Here is a 12430-nt window from a genome sequence, read left to right on the forward strand (position 1 = left end):
CGGCTCACGGGTACGACACCACCGTGGAGGGCACCGTCGACGTCCCCGACGTGGGAGAGCCCGTCTCGTTGATGACGTGCTCGTACTGGCCCTTGCCGCCCAGGGAGACCACCAGCAGGTCGTGGAAGCGCACTCCGGCCCGGTTCGGCGCGGCGAAGCCGCTGTGCTGCACGATCGTCGGGTCGACGTTGTAGAAGCAGTAACTGCCCAGGCCCCAGCCCTCGTGCGCGGTGACCCCGTCGCCGACCTTGTAGGCGGCGTACCCCTTCACCGAGCCGTTCTGGATCGCGGCCTGGTTCGGGGCGTCGTAGGCCTTCTCGTTCTGGAAGAAGATCGTGCGTCCCCGCTGCCCGTTCCACTGCACGTCGTACTTGTTGAAGTGCTCCACGAACAGGCCGGTGCACAGTACGTCGTCGCCGTTCACGACCACTCCGTAGTCGGCCCGGTTGGTCTCCCAGCCGACGCCTTCGCCGTGGTCGGCGCGCCACACCCAGGTGTGGTCGACGATGGTGTGCCGGCTGTTGACGACCATGCTGGTGGTGGCCTTGCCGGCGCCCGCGCCGCCGATGCGGACGAAGACGTCCTGGACGGTGGTCGGGTTGGCGGAGTGGTCGCGTGAGGCACCGCTCGGGCCGATCTCCAGCAGGGTGGGGGAGTTGACCCGTCCGGCGTCGACCAGGAACCCCGCCAGACGTACACCGTCGACATCCGCGACGCGCAGAGCGGTGACTCCGTTGTCGGGTACGAGAGTTGCGTAACCGAGGCCCAGGACGACCGTGTTGGCGCGGTTCACCTGGACAGGCTGGTCGAGGTGGTAGATCCCCGGCGTCAGCAGCAGGTGAAGCCCCTGCGCGAGCGCCTGGTTGAGGGTCGCCGCCGAGACGCCCGGCTTGGCGACGTAGAACTGCGACAGGGGCAGCGAGGTGCCACGCGGGGTGCCGTTGCCCCAGGAGACCCCGCGGGCGTTCGACCGCTTCTCCGGCAGGAAGACGTGGAGATCCGAGCTGCCGGTGACATGGAGGAAAGGCTTCTCCCGGGAGACCGGGGTGGTGTCGAGCGTGGTGTACGGCGGGTTCGGGAAGCTCTGCGCGGGGGCGCCCTCGACGCCGGAGAACACCATGTTCCAGACGCCGTTGAGCCAGCTGCCGACCGCGCTGTCCCGGGTGTACCACTGCTGCTGCGAGTACGGGCCGACCTGGCCGTCGATGCGGCTGTCCGCGATGTAGCCGCCGCTCGCCCAACCGTAGCCCGCGGGCGAGAGGTTGAGACCGCCGCGCACGTGCATACGGCGGAAGGGGGCCGCCTGGGCGACCGCCCACCGGTTGGTGCCGTTGGCCGGGACCAGGGCGAGGTTCTCCGCCGAGCGCCAGAAGTTCTGCGTCGCGTTGCCGTTGAACCAGCCCGCGTCGACGGTGACGTCCCCGTTGATGGTCGTGTCGTCGGGGGAGAGGCCCAGGCCCATGATCGAGGTGTAGAAGCCGAGTTGGGCGTTGAGCCCGTTGTACGTGCCCGGCTTGAACAGCAGCGCGTAGCGGCCGGGGCCGAACTGGGCCGACTCCTGCTGCTTGAACACCTCGTCCAGCTTGGCCTGGATGCCCGCCGTGGACGGGTCGAAGACGAGGACGTTCGGGCCGAGGTCGCCGCCGCCCGGGAGCCGCCGCGGCTTCCTGACGGAGTGCGGCGCAGGGGTGGCGGGGGCCGCAGAGGCGGGGGCGGACAGACCGAGTGCGACAGGGGCTGCGGCGGCCGCCGCGGCGAGCATGGATCTCCGGCCGATGTCAGGCAGGGGCATGGGGCGGCTCTCCTGTTCAGGAAGTGAACGGGGTGGGGTTTGGGAGCGCTCTCTTGCCAGTGAATGCTTCAACTATCCGAACGGGCGCGTCAAGAGGTGCGGCCGGAGTTCCACAAGGGTTGCCGTACCCCTTGACGAGCACATCCCTCGAGGTTTAACTCACGTCCTAAATTAAGTCATGAGTGCAATCCCCGAAGGGACACCGGGAGCCATGCGCAGCATCCGAGCCGCGGCCGTAGGCGCCGTCACCATGTCACTCGCCCTTGCCGCCTCGGCCTGCGGAGGCGGTTCGCCGACGGGCGGCGGGTCCAACGACTCGCCGAAGACGCTCACGTACTGGGCCTCCAACCAGGGCGCCGGCATCGCCGTCGACAAGAAGGTCCTGCAGCCCGAGCTCGACAAGTTCGAGAAGCAGACGGGCGTCAAGGTGAAGCTGGAGGTCGTGCCCTGGTCCGACCTGCTGAACCGGATCCTCACCGCGACAACCTCCGGTCAGGGCCCCGACGTCCTGAACATCGGCAACACCTGGAGCGCCTCCCTGCAGGCGACCGGCGCGCTGCTGCCGTGGGACGCCAAGAACTTCACCAGGATCGGCGGCCGGGACCGCTTCGTGGACTCGGCGCTCGGCTCGACCGGCGCGGAGGGCAAGGACCCGGCGGCGGTCCCGCTGTACTCGATGGCCTACGCCCTCTACTACAACAAGGAGATCTTCGCCGACGCCGGCATCAGCAAGCCCCCGGCCACCTGGGACGAGCTCATCGCCGACGGCAAGAAGATCAAGGCGAACGGCAAGTCGCCGCTCGGCGCCGAGGGTGCGAACCTGGCGGAGAACATCCACCACGTCTTCGTCTTCGCCAAGCAGCACGGCGCCGACTTCTTCACCGCGGACGGCAAGGCCGACTTCACCAACGACGGCGTGGTCACCGCTGTCAAGCAGTACGTCGACCTGATGGCCAAGGACAAGGTCATACCGACCGGCGACGCCGAGTACGCGCAGAACCAGTCGGTGAGCGACTTCGCCAAGGGCAAACAGGCGATGCTGCTGTGGCAGTCCGCCGCCGCCAACCTCAAGTCGCAAGGAATGAGCGACAGTTCGTACGGAATCGCCCCCGTGCCCGTGCAGTCCGGCACCCCCGGTACCGGCACGCAGGTCAACTCGATGGTCGCGGGCATCAACCTCGCCGTCTTCAAGAACACCGACAACCTCGACGGCGCCACCAAGTTCGTGACGTTCATGACGAGCGACGCGGAACAGAAGATCCTCAACACGGCGTACGGCTCGATCCCGCCGGTCAAGGCCGCCCAGCAGGACGCCACCTTCAACTCCGCGTCCAACTCAGTCCTCAAGAACACCCTCGCCACGAGCGCCGCGGCGCTGCCGCAGGTCGCCGACGAGTCGCAGTTCGAGACGACGGTCGGTACGGCCGTCAAGGACCTGTTCGCCGACGTGGCGGCCGGACGCGCGGTCACCACCGGCTCGGTGAAGGCCAAGCTCCAGAAGGCCCAGCAGCAGATGCCGGCGAAGTGAGCCCGATGACCACCACAGCCCTCAAGGAACCGGCGAGGGAGGCTTCCCCCGGTGCGGCGGCGCGCGAACCGCGTCGTCGCACCGGGCGGATCCGCCGTGTCGGCCTGCCCTACCTGCTCCTCCTGCCCGCCCTGCTGCTCGAACTCCTCGTCCACCTGGTGCCGATGGTCGTCGGCATCGTGATGAGCTTCAAGGAACTCACCCAGTTCTACATCCGCGACTGGGGCGCCGCGCCCTGGTCCGGGCTCGACAACTACAAGGTGTCGGTGGACTTCGACGCCCCCGTCGGCAGCGCGCTGCTGCACTCCTTCTTCGTCACCGTCGGCTTCACCCTGCTGTCGGTCGGTCTGTGCTGGCTGATCGGCACGGCGGCCGCGGTCTGCATGCAGGACGCCTTCCGCGGCCGGGGCCTGCTGCGGGCGCTGTTCCTGGTGCCCTACGCGCTACCGGTCTACGCGGCCGTCATCACCTGGGTGTTCATGTTCCAGCACGACAACGGCCTGGTGAACCACGTTCTGCACGACCAGCTGCACCTCACCGACAAGCCGTCCTTCTGGCTCATCGGCGACAACAGCTTCTACGCCCTGCTCACCGTGTCCGTGTGGAAGGGCTGGCCGTTCGCCTTCCTGATCGTGATGGCCGGACTCCAGAACATTCCGCGGGAGTTGTACGAGGCGGCGGCGCTGGACGGCGCCGGCATGTGGCAGCAGATCCGCCGCATCACCCTGCCGTCGCTGCGACCGGTCAACCAAGTCCTGGTCCTGGTCCTGTTCTTGTGGACCTTCAACGACTTCAACACGCCGTACGTCCTGTTCGGCAAGGCCGCCCCGGAGGCTGCGGACCTCATCTCGGTCCACATCTACCAAGCGTCCTTCGTCACCTGGAACTTCGGCACCGGCTCCGCGATGTCCGTACTCCTGCTGCTCTTCCTGCTGGTCGTGACGGGCGTCTACCTGCTGCTCACTTCTCGTGGATCCCGTGGATCCCGTGGATCCCGAGGACTCCGAGGAAGGAAGACGGCCGATGTCTAGATCCCCCATGGCGCCGCCGAGTTCGTTCCTCTGGTCCCGGCGCGTGTTCCTCACCCTGCTCACCGGCTTCGTGCTGGTGCCGGTGTACGTCATGATCTCCAGCTCGCTGAAGCCACTCGCCGACGTGACGGGCGAATTCCACTGGCTGCCCAGCAATCTGACGGCCCGTCCGTACATCGACATCTGGTCGACGGTCCCGCTCGCGCGGTACTTCGTGAACTCGCTGATCGTGGCCGGTTCGGCGACCGTCCTTTCCGTGGTGATCGCGGTGTTCGCGGCGTACGCCGTCAGCCGCTACTCCTTCCGCGGCAAGCGCGTGTTCACAGTCACCGTCCTGTCCACCCAGATGTTCCCGGGCATCCTCTTCCTCCTCCCGCTGTTCCTCCTCTATGTCAACATCGGCAACGCCACCGGCATCGCCCTGTTCGGTTCACGCGGCGGCCTGATCCTCACCTACCTCACCTTCTCGCTCCCCTTCTCCGTCTGGATGCTGATCGGCTACTTCGACTCGGTGCCGCGCGACCTCGACGAGGCGGCACTGGTGGACGGCTGCGGCCCGCTGGGCGCGCTGTTCCGGATCGTCGTACCGGCCGCGATCCCCGGCATCGTCGCCGTTGCCGTCTACGCCTTCATGACCGCCTGGGGCGAGGTGCTCTTCGCCTCCGTCATGACCAACGACGCCACCCGCACCCTCGCCGTCGGTCTCCAGGGCTACTCCACGCTCAACGACGTCTACTGGAACCAGATCATGGCCGCCTCGCTCGTCGTCAGCCTGCCCGTGGTCGCGGGTTTCCTGCTGCTGCAGCGCTACCTCGTCGCCGGGCTGACGGCAGGGGCCGTCAAGTGAACCCTCGCGCAACCGACTCCACGTGTCTCGAAGGGACTTCCGTGTCCGACCGCATAGACCTCGCCGCCTTCCCGCACGACTTCCTGTGGGGCACGGCCACAGCGGCGTACCAGATCGAGGGAGCCGTCGCGGAGGACGGGCGCGCTCCGTCGATCTGGGACACCTTCTCGCACACGCCCGGCAAGGTCGCGGGCAACGACAACGGCGACGTCGCCTGCGACCATTACCACCGCTGGCGCGAGGACATCGCCCTGATGCGCCAACTGGGCACGAACGCCTACCGGTTGTCGATCGCCTGGCCGAGGGTGCTGCCGGCCGGCGACGGTCCGGTCAATCCCAAGGGCCTCGCCTTCTACGACGAGTTGATCGACGCCCTGCTGGAGGTGGGCATCACCCCCTCCGTCACCCTCTACCACTGGGACCTCCCGCAGGCTCTCCAGGACCGGGGCGGCTGGCCGGAGCGGGACACCGCCCTCGCGTTCGCCGACTACGCGGCGGTCGTCGCCGAACGCCTCGGCGACCGCGTGACCCACTGGGCCACCCTCAACGAACCCCTCTGCTCGGCCTGGATCGGCCACCTGGAGGGCAGGATGGCACCCGGCCTGACCGACCTCACGGCCGCTGTCCGCGCCTCTTACCACCTCCTCCTGGGCCACGGTCTCGCGGTCGGGGCGATCCGCGCCGCGGCCCCGTCCGCACAGGTCGGCCTCGTCAACAACCTGTCCACGGTCCACCCGGCCACCGACCGCGACGAGGACGTACAGGCCGCCCGACGCATGGACGGCCACGTCAACCGCTGGTGGCTGGATCCGGTGCACGGCCGCGGCTTCCCGTCGGACATGCGCGGGGTGTACGGAGTCGAACTCCCGGAACAGCAAGGCGACTTGGCGGCCATCGCGGCCCCCCTCGACTGGCTCGGGCTGAACTACTACATGCCGGCCACCGTCGCCGACGCCCCGTCCGCCCCCGCGCCCCACGTGCGCTCCGTCCGCCGCCTCGGCGTCCCGCGTACCGGCATGGACTGGGAGGTCGACCCGACCGGAATCGAGACCCTCCTGCTCCGCCTCACCGACGAGTACGGCGCCCGGCGCCTGTACGTCACGGAGAACGGGTCCGCCTATCCCGACGTCGTGGGCCCCGACGGGAGGGTGGACGACCCCGAGCGTCGGCGCTACCTCGAACACCACCTGGCCGCCTGCGCCTCGGCCGCCGGTAAGGGCGCCCCGCTGGCCGGCTACTTCGCCTGGTCGCTGCTGGACAACTTCGAGTGGGCGTACGGCTATGACAAGCGGTTCGGGCTGGTCCATGTGGACTATCGGACGCAGGTGCGGACCATCAAGGGGACGGGGTACCGGTACGCGGACATCATCCGTGAGCATCGGGGGCGGGCCCGGCACGCCGCCTGACGGCGACCTGCGGTATCGGGCCCAGCGGTGTATCGGGTCAGGTGCGGGACTTCACGATGTACCGGCGGCGCCGGAGGAGTGAGGGGCGTTCAGGACGCCACCGTCTCGCGCTCCGGCAGCACCGTCTCCCGCTCCAGCATTTCCTCGACCTCGCCCTCCTGGACCCGCGAGGTCCGCCACAGCCACAGGACGTCCCGGCCGAACGACCACAGGAGCGTGGTCAGCGCCGTGGCGACGACGGCGGAGGTCGCCCTGTAGGGCAGCAGGCCCGAGGCGGCCGTCAGCAGGAAGATGCCCTGGAACGCGGCGACCGCCTTGCGGGCCGTGCTCGGCGGCAGCGAGGCGTTCAGCCACGGCCAGACACGGGCCGCCGCGACGAAGCCGTAGCGCATGCCGCCGATGAGCATGACCCAGAGGCCGAGATGCATCGACACGTACACGCTGAGCACCAGGATCAGGAACGCGTCGACCTCCATGTCGAAACGGGCACCCAGCGCGGTCGACGTGCCCGTCCTGCGGGCCACCTTGCCGTCGACGCCGTCCAATATCAGGGCCACCGCCGTCAGGCCGACGAACAGCGTGACCGGCGGGGAACTCTCGAAGGAGTCCGCGACCAGGGCCGTGACACCGCCCACCAGCGTGGCCCGGCCGAGGGTCACCCGGTTGGCCGGGCCGAAGGAGCGCAACCGGGAGCGGTGCAGCGCGCGGGAGAGCACCGCCCAGCTGGCGACGGCGAAGGCGAGGCCGGTCAGCCACCCTGCCGGCCCCATGCCGATCGCCGTGCCGAGCAGGGCCAGCAACAGGATCTGAACGCCCGCTCCCACAGCGGTCTCCTGCTGGACCAGCCTTGCGTCGTAAGTGTTGTTCAGGGCCACCGCACACCCTCCGGCCATATGACAGAGTCGATCAACGCCGCGCTCTGTGCGCGGCCTGTGCACACCTCGGTACGTGAACAACTTCCAGATGGTTCAGGAGGAGGCCAGATGAACTACATCGCACGCGCGTTCTGGCTCAGTCGTCGGGGTCTCGGTGAGATACGGAGCACCGATCTCCCGGGGCCCGCGGAGGGCGAGGTGCTGGTGCGCTCGCTCTTCTCGGGAGTCAGCCGTGGCACGGAGACACTCGTCTTCCGCGGCGGCGTCCCGGAGAGCCAGCACGCGGCCATGCGGGCACCGTTCCAGGAGGGCGACTTCCCGGCACCGGTGAAGTACGGCTACCTCAACGTCGGCGTGGTCGAGGAGGGGCCGGACGAACTGGCCGGCCGGACGGTGTTCTGCCTCTACCCGCACCAGACGCGATACGTCGTCCCGGCCGCCGCCGTGACCGTCGTACCCGACACCGTGCCCGCCGAGCGGGCCATCCTCGCCGGCACCGTCGAGACCGCCGTGAACGCCCTCTGGGACGCTGCGCCCCTGGTCGGCGACCGGATCGCGGTGGTCGGCGGCGGCATGGTCGGCTGCTCGGTGGCCGCCCTGCTGGCCCGCTTCCCCGGCGTCCGCGTCCAGCTGGTCGATGCCGACCCCACCCGCGCCAAGGTCGCCCAGGCCCTCGGTGTCGACTTCGCCCTGCCCGGCGACGCCCTCGACGGACGCGACCTCGTCGTCCACGCCAGCGCCACCGAACAGGGCCTCGCCCGCTCCCTGGAACTGCTCAGCGCCGAGGGCACCGTCCTCGAACTGAGCTGGTACGGCGACCGGAAGGTCAGCCTCCCGCTCGGCGAGGCCTTCCACTCCCGGCGGCTGGTCATCCGCAGCAGCCAGGTCGGCACCGTCTCCCCGGCCCGCCGCTCCAGCCGTACGTACGCCGACCGGCTCGACCTCGCCCTCGACCTGCTCGCCGACCCCGCGCTCGACGCCCTCATCACCGGTGAGTGCGCCTTCGAGGAACTGCCCGACGTCATGCCGCGTCTGGCCTCCGGGGAGATTCCGGCGCTGTGCCACCGGGTCAGGTACGAGGACACAGAGTGACGGAGTCGTTCAATTTGGGACGACTTTCGGGGTTGCAAGGCCGCCTGACCTGAGAAAAGAGTGAGGGGCGGTTGAACGCGGGAAACCGAAGAGCCGTATTACTAGGGCATCCCCCGGCGGCCAACAGCCGGGGGGCCAGACGTGCCGCACCTGGAGGGTCGTCCGTTGTTCAGTGTCACCGTCCGCGATCACATCATGATCGCCCACAGCTTCCGTGGCGAGGTCTTCGGACCCGCGCAGCGCCTGCACGGAGCGACGTTCCTGGTGGACGCCACATTCCGGCGCGAGCAGCTGGACGACGACAACATAGTCGTCGACATCGGACTCGCCACGCAGGAACTGGGCGCCGTGGTCAGCGAGCTGAACTACAGAAACCTCGACAACGAGCCCGAGTTCGCCGGAGTCAACACCTCCACGGAGTTCCTGGCCAAGGTCATCGCCGACCGGCTCGCCGAGCGGATCGAGAAGGGCGCGCTCGGCGAGGGCGCCAGGGGCATCGCGGGGATCGCCGTGACCCTGCACGAGTCGCACATCGCCTGGGCGAGTTACGAGCGTGCCCTGTGACCGACGTGACCCTGGAGAAGGTGCAGCAGCCCGCGCTCGGCTATGTGCCCGTCAAGCACTCCGCCCTGAAGAACGCCGAGATCATCCCCATGTCCCTGCGCTCCGTGCACTTCGTGCTGCCGGGCGGTGTCGACGACCCGGCCGCGCCGAGCGGCGGCAACGCCTACGACCGGCGGGTGAGCCTGGATCTGCCCGGCTTCGGCTGGCAGGTCCACCAGCACGCCGTGGCCGGCGAGTGGCCCCGGCCGGGAGCGGCGGCCCGTACGGAACTCGCCCGTACGCTGCGGGAGTTCCCGGACGGGGCGGTCGTCCTGCTGGACGGGATCGTCGCCTGCGGCGTCCCGGAGGTCGTCGTCCCGGAGGCCGAGCGGCTGCGCCTCGCGGTCCTCGTGCACCTTCCGCTCGGCGACGAGACGGGTCTCGAACCCGCCGTGGCCGCCGAGCTGGACGCCAAGGAGCGCGACGTGCTCCGGGCCGTTCCCGCCGTGATCGCCACCAGCGACTGGGCCGTGCGCCGCCTGGTCGCCCACCACGGCCTCGCCCCCGAACGGGTGCATGTCGCCGCCCCCGGCGCCGACATCGCGCCCCTCGCCTCCGGCACCGACGGCCTCTCCCGCCTGCTGTGCGTGGCCGCGGTGACCCCGCGCAAGGGGCAGCACCGGCTGGTGCAGGCGCTGGCCGCGGCGAGGGACCTGCCATGGAGCTGCGTGTGCGTCGGCGGACTCGGGCACGACCCCGAATACGTCGCCCGACTGCGGCTGCTGATCAAGGAGCACGGTCTGCAGGACCGCATCGAGCTCGCGGGCCCGAAGGCCGGCGCCGAGCTCGACGCCAGCTACAACACCGCCGACCTCATGGTCCTCACCTCGTACGCGGAGACCTACGGGATGGCGGTGACGGAGGCCCTCGCCCGCGGCATCCCCGTGCTGGCCACCGATGTCGGCGGGCTCCCGGAGGCGGTCGGGCGCGCCCCCGACGGCGGTGTCCCCGGCATCCTCGTCCCGCCGGAGGACCCCGCGGCCCTCGCCGCCGAACTGCGCGGCTGGTTCGGCGAGGCCGACGTACGACGCCGGCTGAAGGCCGCCGCCCGGGGCCGACGGGCCGCCCTGGACGGTTGGGCGACCACGGCCCGCAGCCTCGCCGGAGTACTGGGCCGGCTGCCGAGCGAACCCCGGAGGGCGGCATGAACAGGACCGTACAGATCGGTGAGAAGATCCCGGCACAGTCCGGGCCCAGGGAGGATTCCGTGCCCGTGGACTCCGTGATCCCCGGCGCCGGCCCCGCTGCCCCGGGCTCCGGCGAGCGCGCCACCGTACGGCTGCGGGACACCGGGCCGCAGGAGCCGCCCCGTTACGCGCCCGAGTGGCTCGAACTGCGCGAACCGGCCGACGCCGCCGGGCGGGCGCACGATCTGCTCGACCCGCTGCGGATCCGGCTGGCCGACCTGCCGGGCAAGGCCGGGCTCGTCATCCACGACCTGGGCTGCGGCACCGGCTCGATGGGCCGGTGGCTCGCGCCCCGCCTGGACGGTGCCCAGCACTGGGTCCTGCACGACCGCGACCCCTACCTCCTGCACTTCGCGGCCGTCGCCTCGCCGCGCTCCGCCGCCGACGGCAGCCGGGTCACCGTGGAGACCCGCCGCGGCGACATCGCCCGGCTCACCCCGGACGGCCTGGCCGGCGCCTCCCTGGTGACGGCCTCCGCGCTCCTCGACGTCCTCACCCGCGAGGAGATCGAGACCCTCGCCGACGCCTGCACCGGGGCCCGCTGCCCGGCCCTGCTGACACTCTCGGTCGCCGGACGTGTCGAGCTCACCCCGTCCGACCCGATGGACGCGGAGATCACCGACGCGTTCAACGCCCACCAGCGCCGGGACGGCATGCTCGGCCCGGACGCGATCACGGTGGCGTGCGAGGCGTTCTCGGAGCGGGGCGCGACCGTACAGGTCAACCCGAGCCCCTGGCGGCTCGGCCCCGGCGAGGCCGCGCTGACCGCCCAGTGGCTGCGCGGCTGGGTCGGCGCCGCGGTCGAGGAACGCCCCGAGCTGACGGCACGTGCAGAACGGTATCTGCAGGAGCGCCTGGCGGCCTGCGAGGCGGGCGAGCTGCGCGTCACGGTCCACCACAGCGACCTGCTGGCGCTGTCCCGGCCGGCGGACGGGGCGTCATGAGCGTGGAGACGGTCAGGCCGGTCGTGGTGCTGCCGGAGCAGCGTGAACGAGGCGTGCAGGCCGAGCGGGGCATGGCGGTCGACACGCGGACCGGGGCCGCGACCCGCACGGTGGACGGGCGGACCGGTGCCGTACGGACCGGTGGTGCCGCCTCCCTCCCGCCCAGCGGGCCCGCCGTCTCCAAGGCCCGTATCGGCGTGATCGTCTCCTCCGAGCGGCCCGGGCGCGACACCGGGGTTTCCCGGTGGCGCGGTGTCCTGGCCCGGCTCAACTCCCGTGCCGTACGGACCCACTTCGGCACCGTCGCAGGCGTCGTCATCCTCGGCGCCCTGCTGTGGCATCTCGGTAGCGGCGTCCTGCTGGACGGGCTGCGGCGCATCGACGCCACGACGCTGCTGGTGTCGCTCGTGATCGGTGTGGCCACCACCGTGCTCAGCGCCTGGCGCTGGGCGCTGGTGGCCCGGGGCCTGAAGATCCGGCTGCCGCTCGGCGCGGCCGTCGCCGACTACTACCGGGCGCTGTTCCTGAACGCCGCCCTGCCCGGCGGTGTCCTCGGCGATGTGCACCGGGCGGTCCGGCACGGGCGGAGCGCCGGCGACATGGGCCGCGGCGTACGCTCCGTGGTCCTCGAACGGGTCGCGGGGCAGGCCGCGTTGACGGTCGTCGGAGCGGCGATGCTGCTGACGATGGACTCGCCGGTACGGGACGAGGTGCGGCACTTCGCACCGCTGGTCGCGCTCGCCGCCGTGGGCGCGCTCGCCGTCGTGATCGCGCTGCGGATGAACCGCGCGCCGTCCCGGCGCGGACGGGCTCTGCGCTCGACGCTGGCCGAGGCCCGCGAGGGGCTGCTGTCGCGCCGCAACTGGCCGGGCGTGACCGTCTCCTCGCTCCTCATCCTGGCCGGCCACCTCGGGATGTTCGTGCTCGCCGCCCGGGTCGCGGACTCCCGCGCCTCCGTCGCCGCCCTGCTGCCCCTCGCGGTACTGGCGCTCGTCGCCATGGGGCTGCCGCTGAACATCGGCGGCTTCGGGCCGCGGGAGGGCGTCACCGCCTGGGCCTTCGGGGCGGCCGGACTCGGCGCGAGCAGTGGCGTGGCCGTCGCCGTGGTGTACGGCGTGCTCAGCT

Annotated in this window: 10 protein-coding genes and 1 pseudogene; 9 read left to right on the top strand and 2 right to left on the bottom strand. The window is 70.6% G+C overall.

The genetic code is table 11. The annotated features are described in order from the left end of the window. Positions 1-4 precede the first annotated feature (4 nt). Positions 5-1792, bottom strand: a complete 1788-nt coding sequence (locus ACYUED_RS39585; protein WP_491289233.1) for a pectate lyase-like domain-containing protein — start codon at positions 1790-1792, stop codon at positions 5-7. A 211-nt stretch (positions 1793-2003) separates the two neighbouring features. Here ACYUED_RS39585 and ACYUED_RS39590 point away from each other — a divergent pair, with 211 nt between their 5' ends. The 4 genes from ACYUED_RS39590 to ACYUED_RS39605 are packed head-to-tail and all read left to right on the top strand — an operon-like array spanning position 2004 to position 6604. Beyond that, positions 2004-3320 carry an ABC transporter substrate-binding protein gene (locus ACYUED_RS39590; protein ID WP_491289234.1) on the top strand — a complete coding sequence of 439 codons (1317 nt, stop codon included), beginning with the start codon at positions 2004-2006 and terminating at the stop codon, positions 3318-3320. Positions 3321-3325: 5 nt separating this feature from the next. After that, on the top strand, positions 3326-4351 hold the full coding sequence (locus ACYUED_RS39595) for a carbohydrate ABC transporter permease (protein ID WP_491289235.1): 1026 nt from the start codon (positions 3326-3328) through the stop codon (positions 4349-4351). Positions 4352-4358: 7 nt separating this feature from the next. Further along, the gene (locus tag ACYUED_RS39600) at positions 4359-5198 is read left to right on the top strand and encodes a carbohydrate ABC transporter permease (RefSeq protein ID WP_491294640.1); all 840 of its coding nucleotides are present in this window, start codon (positions 4359-4361) and stop codon (positions 5196-5198) included. Between the two features lie 41 nt (positions 5199-5239). Then, the gene (locus tag ACYUED_RS39605) at positions 5240-6604 is read left to right on the top strand and encodes a GH1 family beta-glucosidase (RefSeq protein ID WP_491289236.1); all 1365 of its coding nucleotides are present in this window, start codon (positions 5240-5242) and stop codon (positions 6602-6604) included. Between the two features lie 89 nt (positions 6605-6693). Here the strand turns inward: ACYUED_RS39605 and ACYUED_RS39610 are convergent, their stop codons facing one another. Then, positions 6694-7479 carry a CDP-alcohol phosphatidyltransferase family protein gene (locus ACYUED_RS39610; protein ID WP_491289237.1) on the bottom strand — a complete coding sequence of 262 codons (786 nt, stop codon included), beginning with the start codon at positions 7477-7479 and terminating at the stop codon, positions 6694-6696. A 108-nt stretch (positions 7480-7587) separates the two neighbouring features. On the opposite strand from ACYUED_RS39610, the gene ACYUED_RS39615 reads away from it, so the two are divergent. From ACYUED_RS39615 to ACYUED_RS39635, 5 genes and pseudogenes are all read left to right on the top strand, one after another. Then, on the top strand, positions 7588-8571 hold the full coding sequence (locus tag ACYUED_RS39615) for a zinc-dependent alcohol dehydrogenase (protein ID WP_491289238.1): 984 nt from the start codon (positions 7588-7590) through the stop codon (positions 8569-8571). Positions 8572-8736: 165 nt separating this feature from the next. Beyond that, complete coding sequence (locus tag ACYUED_RS39620) at positions 8737-9135, top strand: 6-pyruvoyl trahydropterin synthase family protein (RefSeq protein WP_266927151.1); 399 nt, start codon at positions 8737-8739, stop codon at positions 9133-9135. Beyond that, complete coding sequence (locus tag ACYUED_RS39625; RefSeq protein ID WP_491289239.1) at positions 9132-10322, top strand: glycosyltransferase family 4 protein; 1191 nt, start codon at positions 9132-9134, stop codon at positions 10320-10322. Before ACYUED_RS39620 ends, ACYUED_RS39625 begins: the two co-directional genes overlap by 4 nt. After that, positions 10319-11305: a class I SAM-dependent methyltransferase gene (locus ACYUED_RS39630; RefSeq protein WP_491289240.1), complete on the top strand. Its 987-nt coding sequence runs from the start codon at positions 10319-10321 to the stop codon at positions 11303-11305. Before ACYUED_RS39625 ends, ACYUED_RS39630 begins: the two co-directional genes overlap by 4 nt. Before the next feature lie 71 nt (positions 11306-11376). Next, a pseudogene (locus ACYUED_RS39635) lies at positions 11377-12387 on the top strand (lysylphosphatidylglycerol synthase transmembrane domain-containing protein); the annotation flags it as partial. Positions 12388-12430: the final 43 nt, after the last annotated feature.

Source organism: Streptomyces sp. DF42, assembly GCF_058267695.1.

What these genes read in the sequence shown, in the direction of transcription:
- ACYUED_RS39590 (WP_491289234.1), top strand. Translation starts at nt 2,004, where the DNA reads ATGCGCAGCATCCGAGCCGCGGCCGTAGGCGCCGTCACCATGTCACTC.
- ACYUED_RS39600 (WP_491294640.1), top strand. Translation starts at nt 4,359, where the DNA reads ATGGCGCCGCCGAGTTCGTTCCTCTGGTCCCGGCGCGTGTTCCTCACC.
- ACYUED_RS39615 (WP_491289238.1), top strand. Translation starts at nt 7,588, where the DNA reads ATGAACTACATCGCACGCGCGTTCTGGCTCAGTCGTCGGGGTCTCGGT.
- ACYUED_RS39585 (WP_491289233.1), bottom strand. Translation starts at nt 1,792, where the DNA reads ATGCCCCTGCCTGACATCGGCCGGAGATCCATGCTCGCCGCGGCGGCC.
- ACYUED_RS39595 (WP_491289235.1), top strand. Translation starts at nt 3,326, where the DNA reads ATGACCACCACAGCCCTCAAGGAACCGGCGAGGGAGGCTTCCCCCGGT.
- ACYUED_RS39630 (WP_491289240.1), top strand. Translation starts at nt 10,319, where the DNA reads ATGAACAGGACCGTACAGATCGGTGAGAAGATCCCGGCACAGTCCGGG.